A 21,018-nucleotide genomic window follows, 5' to 3' on the forward strand; every position below is an offset into this window, starting at 1 on the left:
CGGCCAGTACCAGCCGTATCGTAATGCATGCTTGCCCGCAGCTAACCGCCAGCTGACCTACCGAAAACCCCGTTTCACGCGTGGAAAGGTGTCGACTGTAGTGAAGATCTCGAGGCATTGGAAACTATCGGTCGTGACCGCGTTCGCGGCCGCGACCATCACCGCACTGACCGGCGCGCCCGCCATCGCGGCGCCGAATACCGACGCCCTCTACAACTCCGCCCAGCGCGCCTTCACCGACGGTGACGACGCCTCCGGACGCGCCGTGCTCCGGGAACTGATCGCCGCGGACCCGAGCGACGCCGAGGCCTTGGCGCTGCAGGCGATCTGGTCGAACTACGCCAATGACCTGCCCGCCATGGCCGATTCGATAGCACGCCTCACCGCCGTCAATCCGGATATGGCCCAGGGCACCAATAATGTGCTCGGCGCGATCACCGCAGCCGTCAGCACACTGCCGAACCCGCTGCCCGCGCTCGTCGGGCCGCAGACCGGAATCGTGGTGCTGGGGTACGGTTTGCTCCCGGATGGCACGCTGCGCCCCGAGCTGGTGAACCGGCTGACCGCGGCCTGGTTGCAGGCGGTCGCCTCGCCGTTCTCACCCATCATCGTCACCGGCGGCAACCCGCAGAACGGAATCACCGAGGCCGAGGCGATGCGCTCCTGGCTGATCAGCAAGGGTTTGCCGACCTCCCGGATCAATGTCGAGAACCGGGCCGGATCAACGGTGCAGAACGCGCTGTTCAGCACCAAGATGCTGCGGGATGTCGGCGCGGACTCCGCGGTCGTGGTCACCTCGCCGAATCACATCCGGCGCGCGGTGGCCGACTTCATTGTCGCGGGCACGCGCGTCATCGGGGCGACCACCTCACTCGAGCAGCTGGTATCGCAGTTGCCACCGCCCGCCAGGCAGGCGCAGCGCGGCATCTATCTCGACGCGACGCGCACCTTCCAGCTCACGACCTCTCGCTGAGATCCCCCCACGCGCACCACCGGTGTGAGCTCGCACTTTCGGCGCAGTAGAACGCGGCATGAAAGTGCAGCTCAGACCGGTTTCCACGCACATCGATTGGCCCGATCGAATACCTGCACGGCAGGATGTCCGGTGATGCCAACCGGGGATGTAGTCGCGCAACTGCGCGCGGCGGGCTGCGTGTTCGCCGAGGACGAGGCGCGGCTGCTGGCCGCCGCCGCGGCGGAGACCGGCGCCGATCTCGCGGATCTGGTCGCGCAACGGGTTTCCGGAACACCCCTGGAATACCTGCTCGGGTGGACCGAATTCCACGGTTTGCGCGTCGCGGTCGCCCCTGGTGTTTTCGTACCGCGCCAACGCACCGCCTTCCTCGTCGACGAGGCGGCCGAGCTCGCCCGCACACTCCCCACCGAGCACCCCGTCGTCGTCGATATGTGCTGCGGTTCCGGTGCATTGGGTCTCGCCCTGGCGAAAACCCTTGCGGCCGAGGGCCGACGGATAAGCCTCGCCGCCGCCGATATCGAACCCGCCGCGGTCGAATGCGCCCGCCGCAATCTCACTCCGATCGGTGCGGCCGTCTACCAGGGCGACCTGTTCGACCCGCTCCCCCACGAACTGCGCGGGCACATCGACATCTTGCTCGCGAATACCCCGTACGTGCCATCGGAGATGATCGCCCAGATGCCGCCCGAGGCACGCGACTACGAGCCACGCACCGCCCTCGATGGCGGACCCGACGGCCTGGACATCTTCCGCCGCGTCATCGATGCCGCCCGCGCCTGGCTCGCCCCGGGCGGTCATTTGCTGGTCGAAGCCAGCGAAGCCCAAGCCCCGCACGCGATCACCGCCCTCGCCGAATACGGCTTCACCGGCCGAGTCGCCGAATCGGACGAGCTCTACGCCACCGTCGTCATCGGCACCCGACCCGCCGCGCAATAGGCAAGTTGGCCCGACATGTGCCGGGTCCCCTCGAAACGCGTGAAGCCGCTCCGGATCAGTATCGCGCTCTACTTTTTGCGGCCGGTGAATTCGTCCATCGAGTGGTACACGCCAACCGAATTCAGGAACAGATCACGCACTTTGATCGGCAGCAGGCCCGAGATCGCCTTATTGAGCCGCGAAGTCCACGGCAGGATCACCAGCGGATTGCCCGCCTTCATTTCCCGCCACGAGGTATCGACGACATCATCCTGCTCCAGGATCGGCGTGAACAGGAAACCCTTTGCGCCATCGAACATTCCGGTATTGATGTAGGTCGGACAGACCGTGGTGACCTTCACGTGGTCGTGACCCGCCTGCTCGAGCTCGATGCGCACCGAATCCGACCACCCCAGCGCCGCCCACTTCGACGCCGCGTACACACTCATGCGCGGATTGGAGACCAGACCCGCCGAGGACGCGATGGTCATGACCCGCGCCTCGCCCGTGCCGCGCACCATCGCGGGCAGGAATTCGAGCGTAATGTACATCGGCGCAAGGGAATTGATCGCGACCGTCTTATCGATATCAGTGCGGTCGGCCGTCTCCCAGAAGTAACTGTTGCCGCGCACGATGCCCGCGTTGTTGACGAGGATATCGATATCGCCGACCACACCGCGCACCGCCGCGGCGGCCTCGGCGATGGACTCCTGCGAGGCGACGTCGACCACATAGTGGTGAACGGCCGCACCGCGTCCGGACAATTCGGCCACGGTCTCCTCGAGCGCGGATTCGTTGATATCCCACAGCACCACCGCGGCCGCGCCCTCGCGCACCGCGCGTTCGGCGAACAGCTTGCCCAGGCCCATCGCGGCACCCGTGACCAGCACCTTCTTATCCGCTACCGTATCCAGTTTCATTCGTAATCCTCATCAATCTCGAAAAAGCCTCTGGCGCAATTACTTCTGGCGAAGCGCCTTCATGACCCCGAAGTAGAGCGTCATCGTTTTCGCCCACAGTTCCTCGGACATCCCGCGCGGCGGCGCGATGGGCAGTAGTCGCTGCACGGCGATCGTCTGGGTGTCGATGTACTTCAGCAAGCCCTCGGGGCCGTGCCGACGCCCGGTGCCCGATATGCCGAGCCCGCCCGACGGCGCGTCGGCACTCCCCCACGCCGCGATGAAGCCCTCGTTCACATTCACCGAGCCCGCATTGATGCGCGCGGCCACCTTGCGACCTCGATCGAGATCTTTGGTCCAGACGCTCGCATTGAGTCCATAGGCGGTGTCATTGGCCTGCTCGACCGCCTCATCGTCGCTGCCGACGCGATAGATCGAGACCACCGGCCCGAAGGTTTCCTCGCGGTACACCGTCATCCCGGGCCGCACCCCGGCCAGCACGGTCGGCTCGTAGAAGTACGGCCCCAGGTCGGGGCGGGCCTTGCCACCCGCCAGCACCTGTGCCCCCTTGGCCACCGCATCATCGACATGCGCACAGACCGTGTCCAGCTGGCGCTGGAATGTCAAAGACCCCATATCACTGGCGAAATCGAGCCCACCGCCCAATTCGATCGCCCGCACCTGTTCGACGAACTCGCTGACGAACCGGTCATAGACCTTGTCGTGCACATAGATTCGCTCCATCGACTCACACAGCTGCCCCGCCGATGCGAAGCAGGCCCGGATCGCGATCCTGGCCGCCCTGGACACATCCGCATCGGCGAGCACCAGCAGCGGATTCTTGCCACCGAGTTCGAGCGAATAGCCGATCAGCCGCTCCCCGGCCTGCTGTGCGATGGTCCGGCCGGTCGCGCTGGATCCGGTGTAGTCGACATAGTCGGCCCGCGCGATCACCTCGCCGCCGATCACCGATCCGCGACCGAGCACCGCCTGCCACAGTCCGCACGGCAGTCCGGCCCGCTCCGCGGCATCGATCGCCCACAGCGCGGTCAGCGCCGTCTGATTATCCGGCCGCGCGACCACGGCATTTCCGGCCGCCAAGGCGGGCAGCGCATCGGAAGCGGCCAAGGCGAGCGGATAGTTCCACGGCGAGATCACCGCGACCACACCCTTGGGCCGATGCCGCACATCGACCTGGGTCAGCAGCGGCAGCACACCCCGCGGCTTGCGAGTGGCCAGCAACTTCTCCGCGACCGACGCGTAGTACCTGGCATTGACCGCGACATCCCCGACCTCGTCGAAGGCGTGCGCCCGGGACTTACCGGTCTCGGTCTGCACGATATCGAGAATCGTGTCCTGTTCGGCGAGCACGATGTCATGGAATTTGCGCAGTACCGCGACCCGCTCGCGAACCGAGCGTCGGGCCCATTCCCGCTGCGCGGTGCGCGCGGTGGCGAAGGCGGCATCGATATCGCCGGTCGAGGACTGCGGCAGGTCCGCGATCTTGCGTCCGGTCGCGGGCGCGAATACCTCGACCGAGGCTGCGCCGCCCGCGATCGCGTGGTCGAGCAGGGGTTGCACCAGGGACGCGGGCAAGGCGGTCGGTTCGGCCAGTTGGCGGGCGGTCGTCATTGTCGGCCCTCTCATGGGTCTGGTGGACGCGGCAGGAGCGGCGGACGCACGGCGCGACCATTTCCTGAACACTGGTGTTAGATTAATCATCGGGCCACGCCTCGTGTCAAGCTGTCGGGTGTGGAACACAGACAGGTCAGGCTTCGAGTTGTGAGGCATCACCGTGTCCGCTGACACATCCCAGACCAACGGCACGGCGCGGCGCGGCCGGCCACCGCAGACCCAGGAGCAGGCCGAGGAGGTCCGCGCCCGGATCGTGCTCGCGACCGCCGCGGTATTCACCCGCGGCGGCTCGCGTGGGCTCAGCGTCGCCCAGATCATCGAACAGGCCGGACTGGCCAGGCCGACCTTCTACCGCTATTTCGGCAATGCCACCGAACCGCTGCACGTCGTGCTGGACGCCTCGAACGACGGGCTCGTCAACGGCATCCGCACGGCACTGACCGGCCCCGACGAGCCGGTCGAACTCGGTATCCGGCTCATCGACGCCTACCTCGGCTGGGCCCGCGGGCACGGCGCGATGCTGCGACCGCTCTTCGCCGAACTGCACGACCCGGCCTCACCGGTATCGGCCTATCGCGAACGGGCACTCGACGATATCCGCGCGCTGGTGCGCGAAACGTTCACCGAACTCGGCCGCACAGTACCCGCGCCGCTCGATCTCGATGCGGCGCTACACGTTTGCGAGTACGTGGTCTATCGCATCTCCGCGGGCACCGCACCGGGCGCCGAGCCGGACGCGGAAACCGTTGCCGCCGCACGACTTACCATGATCCGCGTGCTGCTGACCACGCTCGGCACCCGCGCCGACCTCGAATACGCCATGACACTGCCCGGCATCTTCTCGGCGGAGTAGGCCCCTAGATATCCAATTCGATTTCGCCACCGCGAGAACGTGATACGCAGGTCATCATCGCGTGGTCTCGCTCGCCGGGCAGCAGCGCCCGGTCCCGGTGCTCGACATCGCCGGAGAGCACACTCGCCCGACACGTTCCGCAGAAGCCCTGCTGGCAGGAATACGCCACGCCGGGCACGGCGCGCCGAATCGCGGTCAGCGCGGACTCGTCGGCCGCGACATCCACTTGGGTCCCACTGCGGCGCAACCGAATACGGAACGGGGCACCATCGCACACCGGCGTCGCCGAGAACCGCTCGGTATGCAGCGAAGCGGTCGGATCGTGCAGCAGCAGCACCTTGCGCGCGGCCTCCGCCAAAGCCGGTGGCCCACAGACGTACACCGCGGCGCCGGTCAGTGTCTGCTCGAAGATCATGCGCGGATCCGGGGCCCCGAATTCATCGTCCGGACGCACCACCACATCACCGCCGGTGAAGCGGGCCAGCTCGTACAGGAACGGCATCCGCGTCCGCGAGCGCCCGAAATACATAAGCCGCCAAGGTATTCCGGCCCGCTCGGCGGCGGTGACCATCGGCAGGATCGGCGTGATCCCGATGCCACCGGCCACGAACAGATATTGCGGCGCGGCGATGAGCGGGAAGGCATTGCGCGGCCCGCGCACCCGCAGCCGGTCACCGACCCGCAGACTCTCGTGGATCTCCCGGGAGCCACCGTCGCCACCGGCTATGTACCGCACCGCGATTCGGTAGCAGCTGCGATCATCGGGATCGCTGTTGAGCGAGTACTGCCGCTGCCGACCCGAGGGCAGGAACACATCGATATGGGCACCCGGCGTCCAGGCGGGCAGATCCGCGCCATCCGGATCACACAGCGTCAGGCTGACCACCTCCTCGGCCTCGGCCTCGATCCCCAGGACCGCCATCTCGAAGTCGTAGCCGGTGTGGCGCACCGGCTGTGGCCGCGAAAGCAGCTGCGCCGCTTTGCCTTCCGTGAAGACGCGTTTGTAGGTGTCCACCGCCGACGCGATCATCCGCAGCCCGGCCCCCGGCCGGAACTGCTCCACGGCGGTCATGCGTTTGCCCGTGCTGCCGGTGACTGCGCGAGGTAGCGCAGTGCGTTGTCCATCGGACCGAGTTGCGAGGGATGGAATCCCGGCCGCAGGTAGCGCGGAATCTCGGTGAAGAAGGTGGTGAAACTCGGTATCACGCCACGCAGTGACGCACTGGCCACCTGGAGCGGCCACCACCTGCCCTTATTCGGCGATGGGTCGCGATGGAACAGATAGGCGGCCGAAATAAGGAACAGCGCGAGCAGTCCCGAACTCGCGATCAGCGCCTGGCGCGCCTTGCGGGCGTAACCGCCGTCGAGATGCATGTACGCGTCGTAGACCACGCTGCGATGTTCGACCTCCTCCGCACCGTGCCAGCGGATGAGATCCAGCATCGCCGGATGCATCCCCTTCGCCGCCAGTTTGTCATTGGTCAGCAGCCATTCGCCGATGACGGCGGTGTAGTGCTCCATACCGGCGAACAGGGCAAGGCGCTCACAGAGCCATTCGTGCTTCGCCCGGCCGGAGAGTCCGTGGTCGCCGAGCACCCGGTCGATCAACCAGGCGATGCGATCCACCATCGGAGCGACCTCGAGACCGAGCCGCTCCAATTGGCGACGGGCCTTTTCGTGCGAACCGGCGTGCATGGTCTCCTGGCCGATGAAGCCGCGGACCTCTTCCCGCAGACGCTCATCATCGATCAGCGGCAGCGCCTCGGCCAGCGCCTGCGCCATGGCCCGCTCCCCTTCGGGTAGCACCAGATGCATGACATTGATGATGTGGGTGGCCATGACTTCACCGGGGATGTAGTGCATCGGCACCGAGTCGAAGTCGAAGCTGACGTCCCGCGCATTGATCGCATGAGCCTGATCGGCGTACGTAGTGCCCATCTGATGGTCCTCACGTCTGGTCCCGTAGATCGTCAATGTATTGCCGACATCAAATGCTGTCAACATCACATGATGTCAACTTCCCCGCTATGGGAGGATCGAGCTATGAACGACGCCTCCGATGGATCGATACCGGGCATGCGCCGCTGGCGCGGCACGCCTCCGGCCGACCGGATCGCCGCGCGCCGCGAACAGCTCATCGAGGCCGCCATCGAACTGATGGCCACGATCGGAGCGTCCGATATCTCCATGCGCGGGGTTTGCCGACAGGCCGGACTAACCGAGCGGTACTTCTATGAGAGCTTTCCGAATCTCGACAAACTGCTGACCGCGGCGCTGGAGACGGTCGTCCTCGGCGCGCAGGAACGACTGCTCGCGGCGCTGGCCACCGCGCCCACCGAACCCCAGCAATTGTTCCGGCACGCCATTTCGGCGTTCACCGATTATTTGCTGGAGGATCGTCGGCGCGGCCAGATCATGTTCGTGGAATCGCAGGCCACGCGGGTGCTCGGCGACCGGGGCAACGAACTCATCGAACTGTTCACCGCCCCGATCGCGTTGACGATCACACTGGCCGACGGAGCGCAATCCATGCCGGACGAGTTCGAGAACAGCCTCAACTCGAACGCCATCTTCGGGGCGATGGCGTACATGTATCGCCCGTGGCTGGATGGCACCATCGCCGTCCCGCGGGAACGCTTCGACGACCACGCGACCACCGTGCTGCGCAATATCGCGACCGCACGATCGTCAACCGCCCAGCAGACGCACTGATCCGGCTACGTCTGCGTCGACACCGGATCCCGATCCCGCGCCCGCTCGAACACCATCGCGCTGTCGGTGATCCGCCCGTGGCGCAGCGTCACCACATCGCGTAGGTAGTTCATGCGTAGGCGCCACGGCGCCTTGGTGCCCTGGATCGGGAATTGGCTCGCGGCGCGCTGCACATACCCCGGGTTGAAATTCAGGAACAGCGATGTCGCGCCGACGGACGGATCGCGCACCGGCGTACAGCGGTCGTATCCGTTGTCGTCCATATGGCGTAGTAGCCGAACGACATACTCGCACACCAGATCCGCCTTCAGCGTCCACGAGGCGTTGGTGTAGCCGATGATGTACGCGAAGTTCGGCACGTCGGATAGCATCATCGCCTTATAGGCCATGTGCTCCGGAAGTTTCACCGGCCGCCCGTCGACCGCGAGTTCGATGCCGCCGAAGGCGAGTAGGTTCAAACCCGTTGCGGTGATGACGATATCGGCGTCGAGGGTGGCGCCGGAGGCGAGGGCCAGACCGGTCTCGGTGAACGTCGCCACCTTATCGGTCACGATATCCAACCGCCCCTTGCGAATGGCCCGGAAGAAATCTCCGTTGGGTGCCAGGCACAGTCGCTGATCCCAAGGGTTATAGGTGGGAGTGAAGTGTGTGTCGATATCGAAGCCCTCGGGCAGCCAGCGCCGCTGCCAGCCCTTGATCCGCTTGCGCATGGATTCCGGATACCGTTGGCTCAGTTGGTATATCGCAGTGGCCAGTGCCACGTTCTTGGCCCTCGCCACCGCGTAGGCGATGCGGGCCGGCAGGAATTTGCGCGCCTTGATGGCGAGACCGTCGCGGGCGGGTGCGGAGATGATGTAGCTCGGTGAGCGTTGCAGCATCGTCACGTGCGCACCCTGCTCGGTCAGCGCGGGCCCGAGGGTGACCGCGGTTGCGCCGCTGCCGATCAGCACCACCCGCTTGCCCGCGACATCGAGATCGCGCGGCCAATGTTGCGGATGGATGATCGGCCCGGCGAACCGCTCGGTGCCCGCGAATTCCGGGGTGTAGCCCTCGTCGTAGCGGTAGTAGCCGGAACAGCAGAACAGGAATCCGGCAGTGAGCGTGACGGTTTCGCCGGTATCGGTCCGTTCGGCGCGCACCGTCCACCGGTTGTCCCGCGCTGACCATTCGGCGCCGACCACCCGATGCCGGAACCGAATATGCCGCTCGATACCGCTCTCGGCGGCGGTGGCACGCACATAGTCGAGGATGTCGTCACCGTCGGCGATCGACATCTCCCCCAGCCACGGCCGGAAGCGGTAGCCCAGGGTGTACATATCCGAATCGGAGCGAATTCCCGGATAGCGGAACAGATCCCAGGTTCCGCCGATCGCATCGCGGCTTTCCAGAATCGCGTAGGTCCGCCGCGGGAATGCCCGCCGCAGGTGATACGCCGCACCTATCCCGGACAGTCCGGCACCGACGATGAGCACGTCGACGTGCTCGCCAGCGGTCGTCATAGCTCTCATCCTCCGATATTCGGCGGTTGCGGCATGACGCCGATGCGCACCGACGTCGTCTCCAGCCTATCGGTGACCTCTAGTCTTCGAGAACAAGCCCCTGATCCACGCCTTGGACAGGCGACCAAAACCGACCGGTTCTCAAGTGCGCGAAGTGCAGTGAGGTCACTCACATCTATCGCGCATCACCCCAGCGTAGCCGCGAAAGTTCGCCTGTCCCAGAAGGATTCACCCGAACTGTCCATACCCATTGCTGGTTACCGTCCGGTAGCGTTCGGTCGCACCGACGATCAGAGACGATCCGGAACCGTATTGATCAACGTTTTCCAGGAGCGCAAGTGTCGCATTCTCGGTTCGAATCCATCGGCGCGTATCTCCCCTCGAATATCGTCTCTACCGAGGAGCTGATCTCCAGGCTCGCCGAACCCCCGTCGTTCGATCTCGAACGGATCACGGGAGTGCGGGAGCGCCGCGTCCACGACACCCGACCGGACAGCTACGAGGATTCATTCGTTCTCGCGATCAACGCGGCGCAGGACTGTCTTTCCAGGTCACAGTATGCTGCGGCGGATCTCGACGTGATCATCTCGACCTCCATCACACGCAGCAGGAACGGCACCCGGATGTACATGGAGCCGTCGTTCGCCGCCTCGATCGGCACCCGGCTCGGTGCCGATAAAGCCATTACCTTCGATATTTCCAATGCCTGCGCCGGAATGCTGACCGGAACCTACATTCTCGATCGGATGATCCGTTCTGGTGTGGTACGAAATGGCATGGTGGTGAGTGGTGAGGCCATTACTCCCATTGCCGATACCGCGGTGAACGAGATTTCCGAGAAATATGATCTGCAATTCGCCTCGCTGTCGGTCGGCGATTCCGGTTGTGCGATCGTGCTCGACCGGGCGGTCGACGATGCCGACAAGATCCACTACATCGAATTGATGACCGCCTCCGAACATTCGCATCTGTGCCTGGGCATGCCGAGCGATAAGACCCAGGGTGTCGCGCTGTATACCGACAACCGCAAGATGCACAACGAGGATCGGTTCGTGCTGTGGACCGACACCCAGCGCAACTATCTGGAGGCGCGCGGTAGGACCTTCGCCGACGAGAAGTTCGACTACATCATTCACCACCAGTTCGGCGCGGCCGCGCTCCCGTGGCTGGCCGCGATCGGCGAGCGGGAGTTCGGTGTGCCGATGCCGCCGGATCTGCGGGTGCTCGAGAAGTACGGAAACACCTCGACCACTTCACATTTCATCGTGCTGCACGACCAGCTCAGCGATCAGAAGCTGCCCTCCGGATCCAAACTGCTGATGATCCCCGCGGCCTCCGGCGTCGTGACCGGCTTCCTGTCCACCACCATCTCCTCCCTGAAGGTCTGAGGTCAGCCATGGGCGTGCGCATCAAGTCCACCGGAACCAGCCGGGCCAAGGACACCAACAGCATCGTCGAGCACAGCGCTCGCGCGGCGCGGGAAAGTCTGGAGCGCGTTGGTGTGCGTCCCGACCAGGTCGGGGTGTTCATCAACGCCGGGATATTCCGTGACTCCAACACCGTCGAACCGGCCGTGTCCGCATTGATCCAGAAGGCGGCGGGTATCGGGCTCGAATACGACGAGGACGATCCGCGGACCTTCTCCTTCGATCTCATGAACGGCGCGGTCGGCGTGCTCAACGCCGTCCAGGTGGCGACGTCGATCCTGGAGACCGGCAGCGCCGAGCACGTGCTGATCGTCTCCGGCGATACCCATCCCTCACTCACCCGCTCGGCGGCCGATACCGAATTCCCCTATGCCACTTCGGGTGCCGCGCTGCTGCTGGAGCGCACCGAGGAACCCGTCGGGTTCGGTCGGGTACATATCGCCCGGGGCGCTGGTACGCCCGCCGTGGAGTCGTTCGTGGACACCGCGACCATGGGTACGGTCGGACGCGGCCTGATGACAGTGGTCCGCGAACCGGGCTTCGAGGACCGACTGTTGAACGTCGCCGTCGACGCCGCGCAAGCCGCACTCGCCGAGGCCGGGCATTCCGACCTGTCGAGCACCGCGCTCATCGCGTCGACCCCGAGCACCGAATTCCCGATTCGGCTCGCGGAGACCCTTGGTATCGAGGCGGATTCGGTGCGGACCGCCGATCTGTCCGAAGGCGATCCGCACACCGCGGCACTGCCACTGGCCTATCACCGGGCGGTCACCGAGCAATCGTTCGCGGCGCACACCCACGTGCTGTTCGTGGCGGCGGGTGCGGGGCCATCGGCCGCGGCCGTGCTCTACCGGCTGCCGGTGCTGGCGGGGACGCCCGCGTGACGACGCCGACCTACTGGCAGCCCATCGACCGGTTCCGCGCGTTCGCGCGCGCGGAACCGAATCGCGCGGCGGTGATCTTCCCGCAGGGGCGCAATCCCGAGGGCCTGCCCGACTATCGCACGATTTCCTATCGGGAGCTCGACCGGTGGTCCGACACCATCGCCGAGCGGTTGACCGCATCCGGTGTCGGGACCGGCACGCGCACCATCGTGCTGGTGCTGCCGGGCCCGGAGCTTTACGCGGTGATGTTCGGGCTGCTGAAGATCGGCGCGGTGCCGGTGGTCATCGATCCCGGCATGGGTGTGCGAAAGATGTTGCGGTGCTTGCGGGCCGTGGAAGCCGAGGCATTCATCGGGATACCGCAGGCGCATGCGTTGCGGGTGTTGTTCCGGCGCAGCTTCCGCCGGGTCCACACCGCCGTCACCGTCGGAAAGCGCTGGTTCTGGGGCGGTGCGGCACTGCGGGATTGGGGCACCACACCCGCCGGGGTCGCACCCCTTCGCAAACCCGCCGCGGACGGCGATCTGCTGGTGATCGGGTTCACCACGGGTAGCACCGGACCCGCCAAGGCCGTCGAGATGACGCACGGGAACCTCGCGGCCATGATCGAACAGGTCCATGCGGCACGCGGGCATATCGAACCGGACACCTCGCTGATCACGCTGCCGCTGGTCGGCATTCTCGATCTGCTGCTCGGTGCGCGGTGTGTGCTGCCGCCACTGATCCCGAGCCAGGTCGGTTCGACCGATCCCAGGGATATCGTGGACGCGGTCGAGCGGTTCGGCGTGCGCACCATGTTCGCCTCGCCCGCCGTGCTGATCCCGCTGTTGCGCCGCCTCGAACAGCAGCCGACGGAGCTGAAGTCGTTGAGCAGCATCTATTCCGGCGGCGCTCCGGTCCCCGACTGGTGTATCGCCGGACTGCGCACGGTACTCCCCGAGGATGCCCGGGTGTACGCGGGGTATGGCTCCACCGAGGCATTGCCGATGTCCACCATCGAATCACGGGAATTGTTCGATGGTTTGATCGAGCGCACCCATCGCGGTGCCGGTACCTGTATCGGGCGGCCCGCCGAGCGGGTGCGGGCCAGGATCGTCGCCATTACCGACGACCCGATTCCGACCTGGCAGCGGGCCGAAGCGATCGCTGGCCAACTCGAGAACTCGCGTGGCATCGGCGAACTCGTCGTCGCCGGGCCGAATGTCAGCACGCGTTACTACTGGCCGGAGCAGGCGAACGCGCAGGGCAAGATTATCGACGGCACGGTGATCTGGCATCGCACCGGAGATCTGGCCTGGATCGACGAGCAGGGGCGGATCTGGTTCTGCGGGCGCAAGAGTCAGCGGGTGCTCACCCCGCAGGGGCCGATGTTCACCGTGCAGGTCGAGCAGATCTTCAATACCGTTGCGGGCGTCGCCCGGACAGCCCTGGTCGGTGTCGGCGAGCGGGACGCTCAGCGGCCCGTCCTGTGTGTGGAGTTGCGCTCGGATGCCGATGCCACGACCGTCGAGGCCGGGCTGCGGGCCCGCGCGGCCGAATCGGAGCTGACCCGCACGATCGCCGACTTCCTCGTGCACCCGAAATTCCCGGTGGATATCCGGCACAACGCCAAGATCGGACGCGAGCAGCTGTCGGTGTGGGCGACCGAACAACTCGGGGTGAAGCGATGAAGGCGACTGTGCTGCGGGCGATTCCCGTCCTGGGTTGGCTGTATCTGGCCGGTGGCGTCGCCGCGGCCGCAACGAATCGAATCCCGGAAAGCCCTGTTCTGCGTGGCATTTGGTGGATCGACGCATTCCTGAGCTTCGTGGTGCACGCGGCGCAGATCCCGGCGGCACTGCGGGCGGCCGAGGGTTCGGGGCGTTCCAGGGTCCAGACGGTGGTGCTGACCCAGATCTTCGGCATGACCTGGTGGCGGACCCAGACCGGCCGGGACCACAGAAGAGCGGAGGACACGCAATGAGTAAGGTGCTGGTAACCGGTGCCTCCGGATTTCTCGGCGGTGCGCTGGTACGCCGACTCGTCCGCGATGGCCAACACGATGTCGCGATCCTGGTCCGGCGCAGTAGCGATCTGACCGATCTCGGCGCGGCCGTCGACCAGGTCCAAGTGGTCTACGGCGATCTCGCCGACGGACTGTCGCTGGCACGGGCCACCAATGGCGTCGATGTGGTATTCCACAGTGCCGCAAGGGTCGACGAGCGCGGCACCCGAGAGCAGTTCTGGGAGGAGAACGTTCGGGCCACCGAGCGACTGCTGGAATCCGCGCGGCGCGGTGGCGCTTCGCGTTTCGTGTTCATCTCCAGTCCCAGCGCGCTGATGAGCTACGACGGCGGCGATCAGCTCGATATCGACGAATCGGTGCCATATCCGCGGCGCTATCTGAACCTGTATTCCGAGACCAAGGCGGCCGCCGAGCGCGCCGTACTCGCCATGGACGCATCGGGATTCACCACCTGCGCGCTGCGGCCGCGGGCGATCTGGGGTGCGGGCGATCGGTCCGGTCCGATCGTGCGATTGCTCGGTCGGACGGCCGCGGGCAAGCTGCCGGATCTGTCGTTCGGACGCGATGTTTTCGCCTCGCTGTGCCACGTCGACAATATCGTCGACGCCTGTGTCAAGGTGATCGGCTCGGACGCGGTGGGCGGCAAGGCGTATTTCATCGCCGATGCCGAGCAGACCAATGTGTGGCAGTTCCTCGGCGCGGTGGCCATGGATCTCGGCTACCGGCCGCCGACCAGGAAGCCGAATCCGCGCGTGATCAACGGCTTGGTGCGCGTCATCGAAACGGTCTGGCAGATCCCGGCCATCGCGACGCGCTGGTCGCCCCCGCTGTCGCGCTACACCGTGGCGCTGATGACCCGCAGCGCCACCTATGACACCGGCGCGGCGGCACGCGATTTCGGCTACCGGCCCGTCATCGATCGCGATACCGGCATCGCGACCTTCAAGGACTGGCTCGAAACACAGGGCGGCATTGTCGAACTCACCAAGGCATTGCGATGACTTCGAAGGCAATAGTGCACACCGACAATGTCTTTCGTCGTCCGATCTCGCCCACCGAGCGCCTGTACTTCGCCACGCGCGAGCTGAATCCGCCGTTCCTGATGCAACTCGCCATCACCGGTACGGGCCCCATCCGAGCGGCCGAATTGCAACGAGCCGTGAATATCGCGTCGGCGGCCGATCCGGGGTCCCGGCTGGTGCGCGATGGCAAGTACTGGATCGACAGCGGTGCCCCCGCAGCGGTGCGGATCGTGCCCGGCGGCACCTTGAATTACCCTGCGCTGGAGAACGATCCGATCCTCAACAGCCCGATCGGGCCGAGCCCGGACCGCACCTGCGAGGTGCTCTTGCTGACCGGCGATCCGGTCACCATCGTATTCCGGGTATTCCACGGCGCGATGGACGGTATGGGCGTGCGCATGTGGGTCATGGATGTGTTCCGGGCATTGCGCGGTGAGGAACCACTCGGCGCTCCCGATCCCACCACGGATGCCGACCTCGTCGCGCGCCTCGGTGCGCCGGGGCGAGCGACCCTCGTCCTTCCGGTATTCCCGTCCCCGGCCGGATGCGGCCGCCAGGACCCCGCGGCATCACCCTGGTTACTCCGCAATCGGTCCATACCCGTGACCGGCAAGGGCACCGTCGCCCGGGTGGCCGCCATATTGGCGACCGCGGCGGGCGCCAAGTCCCGCTTCCTGATTCCGGTCGATATGCGGCGGCACGCACCGGGCATCCGCTCCACAGCCAACCTCGCGCTGCCGCTGTTCCTCGACGTGGAGCCGGGTGCGGATTGGCGGGTCATCAACGCGGAGAAACGCATTGGTCTGCAGGAGAACCGCGAGCTGAATCAGCTGGACAACGGCGGACTTTCGCACTGGCCGCCATTCGTCGTGCGGGCTGTGCTGCGGACGGCCAACTGGGTCGGATCGCGGCTGAACCGGAATATCGTCTCGGCCACCCTCTCGCATACGGGCAGATTCGAACTCGACGAGCTCAGCGGGCCGGGTTTCACCGCAACCGCGGCGCGGGTACTGCCGCAGCACACCGGGATCATGCCGATGCTGTTCGGCATCGTGGAGTACGGCGGAACCACCGATATCACGGTGTCGTGCCGCAATGGTGAAGGCGTCGAGGCGCGCTTGGAGGCGCTGCTGGACTACATCGCCACCACGCTCGAGCGCGACTTGTCGAATGCGACGCTATGACGACCTTCGCACGTTTCGTGAGCGCACACCCGCGCGCGGTGCTGGCCGTTGTCGTCGGTGCGGTCCTGCTGCTCGGCCTGCTCGGCACCGGCACCACCGACCGGGTCAGCGTCGGTGGGTACAGCGATCCGCACAGCGAATCGACAATGGTCGATCAACTCGTCCGCCAGCACTTCGGGCCGCAGAACCCGGATGTGGTCGCGCTCTACACCGTGCCGGACGGGCAGACACTCGACGATATCGGGCCGCGCGTGCAGCAGGCGCTCGGCCGGATCGATGCGACGCTGCTGGCTCGCCCGATCGAGACGTACTGGAACAGCGTGCCGCCGCGCAAGGGCTTACTGCACTCCGCCGATAACCGGCAGGCCCTCGCCGTGGTGTTCACCGCCGGTGACGATAACGCCCGGATGCGCGCGTATCCGGATATCGAAGCGGGACTGCGAGTTCCGGGAATCCGCACGCAGTTGTCCGGCTACAGCGCGCTGGCCGATGCGATCAACCACCGATCCGAGCACGATCTCATTGTGGCGGAATCGATTTCGCTGCCGATCACGCTGCTCATCCTGGTGTTGCTGTTCGGCGGAGCCATCGCCGCCGCCATGCCGGTGGCGGTCGGCCTGCTCGCGGTACTCGGTGCAATGGGCACGATTCGGGTACTCACCGAATTCACCGAGGTGAGTACGTTCGCGCTGAATATCGCCTCACTGCTCGGCCTCGGAATGGCCATCGACTACGGCCTGTTCCTGGTCACGCGATTCCGTGAGGAGGTCGCCGACGGGCACGATATCGCGACGGCGATCGAACGTACCTACGCCACCGCCGGTCGCACCATCGCATTCTCCGCACTGCTGCTGATCTGCGCGTTCGCGGGGACGTTCGTCTATCCGCAAGCGGTGCTGCGGTCGTTGGGGTTCGGCGCGATAGCGGCGGTGGCGCTGGCTGCCGCACTCTCGCTGACGGTGCTGCCCGCGATGCTGGCGCTGTTCGGTGCCCGCATCGGGCAGGCCGGGACACACGAACGGACCGAACGCGTGTGGGGCCGTGTGGTGGACGCGGTGCTGCGACGGCCTGGGATCGTGACCGTGGTGGTCGGCACCCTGCTACTCGCACTCGCCACACCGCTTTTCGGGCTGAAACTCGGCGATGTCGACCATCGGGCGCTGCCCGCTGGCAATGAGATGCGGACGACCGTCGAGGAACTCACCGCGCAGTTCCCCGCCGCCAGCAGTGGCATCACCGCAGTACTGCGCGGTATCGACGGAAATGTGCCCACTATGGCGGCGGTCGAATCCGCCACTCACGAAATCAGCGCGGTGGCCGGAGTGCGCCAGGTGCTGCAGGTCGGGCGCGACCAGGATTTCGTTGTGCTGCACGCGTTCTTGACGGCACCGGATCGCAGCGCGACCGCCACCGCGGCGGTCGAGGCGATTCGCGGACTCGATCCCCCTGCGGCGACGACACTTCAGGTCGGCGGGGATACCGCGGCGACCCTGGACAGTGTTGCTTCGATCGTGTCGCGGCTGCCGGGGATGGTGCTGGTCATGGTGACCGCGACCGTGGCGCTGCTGCTGGCGGCATTCCGCTCGATCGTATTGCCGCTCAAGGCCGTCGCAATGGCTTTCCTCAGTCTTGCCGCCACCTTCGGCATCCTGACCTGGATCTTCTACGACGGTCACCTCGCCGGGCCGCTCGGCATCAGCCCGGGACCACTGGCCGCTGGCATGGTGGTGCTGATCGTGTCGGTGGTCTTCGGATTGTCCACCGACTATGAGGTTTTCCTGCTCTCGCGCATGGTCGAGGCCCACAATGCCGGGGCCGACACCGCATGGTCGGTGCGCATCGGCACCGTGCGGACCGCGCGGGTGATCACCGCGGCCGCCACCCTGCTCGTATTCGTGACGGGCGCGTTCACGCTGTCACCGCTGACGCCGATGCGATTCCTCGGCATCGGCATGATCATCGCCCTCATCATCGACGCGACGCTGGTGCGAATGCTGTTGGTGCCCGCCTTGGTGAAGCTGATGGGGCGGGCGAATTGGTGGTTGCCCGGTGCCGGTCGGCGGCACCGGCCGGTTGTCACGGTGGTCGAGAAGCATCGCGCGCCATCGGCTTCGTGAGCATCGGTCGATCGGGCAACACGCCCGGGTCGGCGGATCTATGTTTCGATGGAACCGTCTCGTCGCCGGGTGCGTCTCTATGATCAGACGGGACCAGTGGAAGGGGCGACCGCTATGGCTGTTGACAGTCCGTTCGGCGGGTATGTCGAGGATGCGAAGACCGGGGCGCTGAAGGTGCGGATGGAACCGCAGGCGTTCGTTGATATTGATACGGCTTGTCAGCATTTGATCGACGAGCTGACGGTCGCTCAATATGACGCCCGGTCGCTCGGCGAGAAGGAAACCTGGGGTCTCGGCGAGAACAACCCCCGGCTCACCTCCGCCATCGAGCTGGTGACGTTGTTCCGGGAGAAGGCCTTCGGCGGCCCGAACAACGCCTACGACACAATCGGCGACTACATTTCGGTCGCCACGCAGATCCAGAGCCTGTTCAAGACCATTCGCGATGTCTATGAGCAGACCGATGCCGAGTTCGCCCGTCAGCTGCGCGAGATTCGCGTATGAACAACCCATCGCCGGACAAGCGGAGGCTGGCTGGTGCGACGGTGGCGGCGGCCGCGCTAGCTCTGCTCACCGGATGCACCAGCGACAAAGGGGCACCCACCCCACAGAGCACCACCCCGGCCGCCTCGACATCGGCCGCCGCCGCTACCTCCGGTACCGCCACTACCGCGTTCGATCCCTGTACCGCGTTGACTCCGCAATTCCTGGCCGAACACCAATGGGACGCCCGAGCTCCCGAACACAAGCAGACCACCACTGGCGCGTTCACTTGGAAGGGTTGTGCCTACCTGGCGCAGGCGCGCTATACGTTCGGTGTCCAAACAACCAATGGAACCCTCGACCAAGTTCGCGAAAAGTTCCCCACCGCAACCGAGCTCACCATCGGCGGCCGCAAAGCTCTACGCTACGAGGCGCGCCCGGACGTGCCCGGCGGCTGCACCGTCAGCATCGATATGAAATCCGGCTCCCTCTACATTCTGGTGGACGACCCCCGCGGTCTGCACCCCCGCAAGCTCTCTCCCTGCGATAACGTCACCGAGATCGCGGAAGCCGTAGCACCCCTCATCCCGCAGGGCAGCTGACGATCGAGCTGCGCGGGTTATCGCGCCGCGTCGCCTTGTCCGGCGAGAAATTCTCGTTTCGAATACCGCTGCCGCTGCGCCCTTTTCGGGATCCCGCGAGAGCGTCCGAAGAACGGCCCCCATTGGCGTTGCCGGATCCAGTCCGCGCCCGGAGCGCGCCCAGTTCGGTCGAATCCGGTTATCCCGCAACCGGATCGCCGGTCTGTGCCTGCCATCGGCGTGCGATGCCACGCATCAGTGCCGGGTATACCAGCAGGTACCGGAACGGCAGGATCCCTGCCATATAGATCTTCCCGAAGACGCCGTTGGGTTTCACCAGCACGGCCATCTGGCCGTGGTAACCGCCGGTTTCGTCCGGTACCCAGCCGATATGCATCACCCCGTGCATGGTCCGGTTGGCGATCTCGGCCGCCCATTCGGTGTCGGTGCGGTAGACCGAGCGGAACGGCGCACCTTCGAAGACCGGTCCGGGTGGCGCGTCGCGCAGGTCCGCGGGGAGCCGATCATGCAGCGACGGCACCCGCACGCCGATCCCGCCATCGGTTCTATCCCAGCCGAGTAGCGCGCCGAGTTTCCAGCGGATCGCGAAGAGTGCGCGATAGATGACAGAGAATTCACTCGAATCGTTGCCCGAGGTCATCTGCCGCACCAGTCGCGGGAAGTCGTCGGGACCGCCCGGCGTCGGCAGTGCCCACACATCCTCGACCCGGAAGTCGGGTGCGATGTCGTGGATCCGCCAAGGCCGGGAGGTATGCGCGGATTCCGGGAGCCGCATTGCTCCGCCTCCATCCCTCTGGTCCATCGCGCGCTACCGGGCGGCGAGCTTGAAGATCTGACGTGCACGGTGTTCGCGATCGTCGAAGGCGACGTCCACCTCCGCCGCGGCGACCGCGGCGAACGATGCCGCGAAGGCTTCCTCGGATTCCCACTGCCCCGTCGAAACCACCGCGTCGTCACCGTCGGTGCTCTCCCAGCAGTCCGCGGACAGGCAGCCGGGCACCGATCGCAGAACCGCGGCGACCTCGTGCACCCGCGCGACGAAGTCGTCGAAATGTTCCGGTCGTGGGTAGTGGAAGGCGATGAATCCGACCGTCATCACGGTCCCCTCTCGTTGGCGAGGACGCCGTTGCCCTCGCAATTGCCCGATGTGCCAACGGCTTTCAAATATACGGTGCCGTATGCTTCGATCGTAACCGGCGCTGCGCCGGTGTCAACACCGTCGGCGATACTGAAGGTATGGTTGCCGTCACCCGCACCCCACGAAGCAGTTGGATCGAGCAGGGTCTGCTCGCGCTGTCGAGCGGTGGCCCGGACGCCGTCCGCATCGAGAGCCTGGCGCAGGCGCTCGGCGTCACCAAGGGCGGCTTCTACGGACACTTCGCCGACCGCAACGCCCTGCTCGAGGAAATGCTCGAGACGTGGGAACGCGAAAGCACCGATGAGGTCCGCGCTCAGGTCGAACGCGAGGGCGGCGATCCGCAGACCAAGATCCGGCGCGCCGGCCTGCTCACCTTCTCCGACGAGCGCCTCCCGATCGACCTCGCCGTGCGCGACTGGGCGCGCCGCGACCCGGCGGTCGCCGAACGGCTACGCCGGGTGGACAACCACCGGATGGAGTACGCGCGCGAGCTGTTCGGCGCGATCTGCTCGGATCCGGACGAAGTCGAGGCCCGCGCCCTGCTCGCCTTCTGCCTGGCGGTCGGCAAACACTTCCTCGCCGCCGATCACCAGGACCGCACCCGTCTGGAGGTGGTCGTCCGCGCCGCCGACCTGCTGTTCGGGCGGACGCCGGACGAGTACTGAAA

The 21,018-nt window shown here is 65.8% G+C and carries 21 protein-coding genes; 14 read left to right on the forward strand and 7 right to left on the reverse strand.

What is annotated here, in order from left to right; genetic code table 11:
* The first annotated feature begins 133 nt into the window (after positions 1–133).
* Together ACQP2D_RS25585 and ACQP2D_RS25590 are read left to right on the forward strand one after the other, a co-directional pair.
* Entirely contained in the window at positions 134–973 is an 840-nt protein-coding gene (locus tag ACQP2D_RS25585) for a YdcF family protein (protein WP_433678450.1), read from the forward strand.
* 135 nt (positions 974–1,108) lie between these two features.
* Positions 1,109–1,912 (forward strand): putative protein N(5)-glutamine methyltransferase, encoded by an 804-nt coding sequence (locus tag ACQP2D_RS25590; RefSeq protein WP_433678451.1) that lies wholly within the window; start codon positions 1,109–1,111, stop codon positions 1,910–1,912.
* Positions 1,913–1,980: 68 nt separating this feature from the next.
* On the opposite strand, the gene ACQP2D_RS25595 is transcribed toward ACQP2D_RS25590, so the two are convergent.
* Positions 1,981–2,811 (reverse strand): SDR family oxidoreductase, encoded by an 831-nt coding sequence (locus tag ACQP2D_RS25595; RefSeq protein WP_433678452.1) that lies wholly within the window; start codon positions 2,809–2,811, stop codon positions 1,981–1,983.
* Between the two features lie 39 nt (positions 2,812–2,850).
* Positions 2,851–4,422: a succinic semialdehyde dehydrogenase gene (locus tag ACQP2D_RS25600; protein ID WP_433678453.1), complete on the reverse strand. Its 1,572-nt coding sequence runs from the start codon at positions 4,420–4,422 to the stop codon at positions 2,851–2,853.
* A gap of 163 nt (positions 4,423–4,585) precedes the next feature.
* Between ACQP2D_RS25600 and ACQP2D_RS25605 the strand changes: the two genes are divergently transcribed.
* The gene (locus ACQP2D_RS25605) at positions 4,586–5,278 is read left to right on the forward strand and encodes a TetR/AcrR family transcriptional regulator (RefSeq protein ID WP_433678454.1); all 693 of its coding nucleotides are present in this window, start codon (positions 4,586–4,588) and stop codon (positions 5,276–5,278) included.
* A gap of 4 nt (positions 5,279–5,282) precedes the next feature.
* Here the strand turns inward: ACQP2D_RS25605 and ACQP2D_RS25610 are convergent, their stop codons facing one another.
* Together ACQP2D_RS25610 and ACQP2D_RS25615 are read right to left on the reverse strand one after the other, a co-directional pair.
* On the reverse strand, positions 5,283–6,350 hold the full coding sequence (locus ACQP2D_RS25610; protein ID WP_433678455.1) for a PDR/VanB family oxidoreductase: 1,068 nt from the start codon (positions 6,348–6,350) through the stop codon (positions 5,283–5,285).
* Positions 6,347–7,216 carry a metal-dependent hydrolase gene (locus ACQP2D_RS25615; RefSeq protein WP_433678456.1) on the reverse strand — a complete coding sequence of 290 codons (870 nt, stop codon included), beginning with the start codon at positions 7,214–7,216 and terminating at the stop codon, positions 6,347–6,349. Before ACQP2D_RS25615 ends, ACQP2D_RS25610 begins: the two co-directional genes overlap by 4 nt.
* Before the next feature lie 105 nt (positions 7,217–7,321).
* Between ACQP2D_RS25615 and ACQP2D_RS25620 the strand changes: the two genes are divergently transcribed.
* Positions 7,322–7,990, forward strand: coding sequence for a TetR/AcrR family transcriptional regulator (locus ACQP2D_RS25620; protein WP_433678457.1), 669 nt, complete (start codon positions 7,322–7,324; stop codon positions 7,988–7,990).
* A gap of 5 nt (positions 7,991–7,995) precedes the next feature.
* On the opposite strand, the gene ACQP2D_RS25625 is transcribed toward ACQP2D_RS25620, so the two are convergent.
* A complete protein-coding gene (locus tag ACQP2D_RS25625; RefSeq protein WP_433678458.1) occupies positions 7,996–9,489 on the reverse strand; it encodes a flavin-containing monooxygenase in 1,494 nt (497 codons plus the stop codon).
* Positions 9,490–9,827: 338 nt separating this feature from the next.
* On the opposite strand from ACQP2D_RS25625, the gene ACQP2D_RS25630 reads away from it, so the two are divergent.
* From ACQP2D_RS25630 to ACQP2D_RS25670, 9 genes are all read left to right on the forward strand, one after another.
* A complete protein-coding gene (locus ACQP2D_RS25630) occupies positions 9,828–10,877 on the forward strand; it encodes a 3-oxoacyl-ACP synthase III family protein (RefSeq protein ID WP_433678459.1) in 1,050 nt (349 codons plus the stop codon).
* A gap of 8 nt (positions 10,878–10,885) precedes the next feature.
* Positions 10,886–11,800 carry a hypothetical protein gene (locus tag ACQP2D_RS25635; protein ID WP_433678460.1) on the forward strand — a complete coding sequence of 305 codons (915 nt, stop codon included), beginning with the start codon at positions 10,886–10,888 and terminating at the stop codon, positions 11,798–11,800.
* On the forward strand, positions 11,797–13,470 hold the full coding sequence (locus ACQP2D_RS25640; protein WP_433678461.1) for a fatty acid CoA ligase family protein: 1,674 nt from the start codon (positions 11,797–11,799) through the stop codon (positions 13,468–13,470). The genes ACQP2D_RS25635 and ACQP2D_RS25640 overlap by 4 nt, the downstream gene beginning before the upstream one ends.
* The gene (locus tag ACQP2D_RS25645) at positions 13,467–13,763 is read left to right on the forward strand and encodes a hypothetical protein (protein ID WP_433678462.1); all 297 of its coding nucleotides are present in this window, start codon (positions 13,467–13,469) and stop codon (positions 13,761–13,763) included. Before ACQP2D_RS25640 ends, ACQP2D_RS25645 begins: the two co-directional genes overlap by 4 nt.
* Positions 13,760–14,806: an NAD-dependent epimerase/dehydratase family protein gene (locus ACQP2D_RS25650; RefSeq protein WP_433678463.1), complete on the forward strand. Its 1,047-nt coding sequence runs from the start codon at positions 13,760–13,762 to the stop codon at positions 14,804–14,806. The genes ACQP2D_RS25645 and ACQP2D_RS25650 overlap by 4 nt, the downstream gene beginning before the upstream one ends.
* A complete protein-coding gene (locus ACQP2D_RS25655; protein WP_433678464.1) occupies positions 14,803–16,011 on the forward strand; it encodes a peptide synthetase in 1,209 nt (402 codons plus the stop codon). The genes ACQP2D_RS25650 and ACQP2D_RS25655 overlap by 4 nt, the downstream gene beginning before the upstream one ends.
* Positions 16,008–18,128: an MMPL family transporter gene (locus tag ACQP2D_RS25660; protein ID WP_433678465.1), complete on the forward strand. Its 2,121-nt coding sequence runs from the start codon at positions 16,008–16,010 to the stop codon at positions 18,126–18,128. The genes ACQP2D_RS25655 and ACQP2D_RS25660 overlap by 4 nt, the downstream gene beginning before the upstream one ends.
* Before the next feature lie 69 nt (positions 18,129–18,197).
* On the forward strand, positions 18,198–18,632 hold the full coding sequence (locus tag ACQP2D_RS25665) for a hypothetical protein (RefSeq protein ID WP_433678466.1): 435 nt from the start codon (positions 18,198–18,200) through the stop codon (positions 18,630–18,632).
* Entirely contained in the window at positions 18,629–19,213 is a 585-nt protein-coding gene (locus tag ACQP2D_RS25670) for a DUF3558 domain-containing protein (protein ID WP_433678467.1), read from the forward strand. The genes ACQP2D_RS25665 and ACQP2D_RS25670 overlap by 4 nt, the downstream gene beginning before the upstream one ends.
* Positions 19,214–19,391: 178 nt before the next feature.
* Here the strand turns inward: ACQP2D_RS25670 and ACQP2D_RS25675 are convergent, their stop codons facing one another.
* Together ACQP2D_RS25675 and ACQP2D_RS25680 are read right to left on the reverse strand one after the other, a co-directional pair.
* A complete protein-coding gene (locus tag ACQP2D_RS25675; RefSeq protein WP_433678468.1) occupies positions 19,392–19,988 on the reverse strand; it encodes a DUF2867 domain-containing protein in 597 nt (198 codons plus the stop codon).
* 33 nt (positions 19,989–20,021) lie between these two features.
* Entirely contained in the window at positions 20,022–20,309 is a 288-nt protein-coding gene (locus tag ACQP2D_RS25680) for an antibiotic biosynthesis monooxygenase (protein WP_433678469.1), read from the reverse strand.
* 140 nt (positions 20,310–20,449) lie between these two features.
* On the opposite strand from ACQP2D_RS25680, the gene ACQP2D_RS25685 reads away from it, so the two are divergent.
* A complete protein-coding gene (locus ACQP2D_RS25685; protein ID WP_433678470.1) occupies positions 20,450–21,016 on the forward strand; it encodes a TetR/AcrR family transcriptional regulator in 567 nt (188 codons plus the stop codon).
* Positions 21,017–21,018 lie beyond the last annotated feature (2 nt).

The sequence above is a fragment of the Nocardia sp. CA-119907 genome, from assembly GCF_050955995.1.
Classification (GTDB): Bacteria; Actinomycetota; Actinomycetes; order Mycobacteriales; family Mycobacteriaceae; genus Nocardia.

Excerpts from the sequence above, each read along its gene's own strand:
- ACQP2D_RS25590 (WP_433678451.1), top strand. The coding sequence starts at position 1,109 with ATGCCAACCGGGGATGTAGTCGCGCAACTGCGCGCGGCGGGCTGCGTG.
- ACQP2D_RS25595 (WP_433678452.1), bottom strand. The coding sequence starts at position 2,811 with ATGAAACTGGATACGGTAGCGGATAAGAAGGTGCTGGTCACGGGTGCC.
- ACQP2D_RS25600 (WP_433678453.1), bottom strand. The coding sequence starts at position 4,422 with ATGACGACCGCCCGCCAACTGGCCGAACCGACCGCCTTGCCCGCGTCC.
- ACQP2D_RS25610 (WP_433678455.1), bottom strand. The coding sequence starts at position 6,350 with ATGACCGCCGTGGAGCAGTTCCGGCCGGGGGCCGGGCTGCGGATGATC.
- ACQP2D_RS25615 (WP_433678456.1), bottom strand. The coding sequence starts at position 7,216 with ATGGGCACTACGTACGCCGATCAGGCTCATGCGATCAATGCGCGGGAC.
- ACQP2D_RS25620 (WP_433678457.1), top strand. The coding sequence starts at position 7,322 with ATGAACGACGCCTCCGATGGATCGATACCGGGCATGCGCCGCTGGCGC.
- ACQP2D_RS25625 (WP_433678458.1), bottom strand. The coding sequence starts at position 9,489 with ATGACGACCGCTGGCGAGCACGTCGACGTGCTCATCGTCGGTGCCGGA.
- ACQP2D_RS25635 (WP_433678460.1), top strand. The coding sequence starts at position 10,886 with ATGGGCGTGCGCATCAAGTCCACCGGAACCAGCCGGGCCAAGGACACC.
- ACQP2D_RS25645 (WP_433678462.1), top strand. The coding sequence starts at position 13,467 with ATGAAGGCGACTGTGCTGCGGGCGATTCCCGTCCTGGGTTGGCTGTAT.
- ACQP2D_RS25650 (WP_433678463.1), top strand. The coding sequence starts at position 13,760 with ATGAGTAAGGTGCTGGTAACCGGTGCCTCCGGATTTCTCGGCGGTGCG.
- ACQP2D_RS25655 (WP_433678464.1), top strand. The coding sequence starts at position 14,803 with ATGACTTCGAAGGCAATAGTGCACACCGACAATGTCTTTCGTCGTCCG.
- ACQP2D_RS25660 (WP_433678465.1), top strand. The coding sequence starts at position 16,008 with ATGACGACCTTCGCACGTTTCGTGAGCGCACACCCGCGCGCGGTGCTG.
- ACQP2D_RS25670 (WP_433678467.1), top strand. The coding sequence starts at position 18,629 with ATGAACAACCCATCGCCGGACAAGCGGAGGCTGGCTGGTGCGACGGTG.
- ACQP2D_RS25675 (WP_433678468.1), bottom strand. The coding sequence starts at position 19,988 with ATGCGGCTCCCGGAATCCGCGCATACCTCCCGGCCTTGGCGGATCCAC.
- ACQP2D_RS25680 (WP_433678469.1), bottom strand. The coding sequence starts at position 20,309 with ATGACGGTCGGATTCATCGCCTTCCACTACCCACGACCGGAACATTTC.
- ACQP2D_RS25685 (WP_433678470.1), top strand. The coding sequence starts at position 20,450 with ATGGTTGCCGTCACCCGCACCCCACGAAGCAGTTGGATCGAGCAGGGT.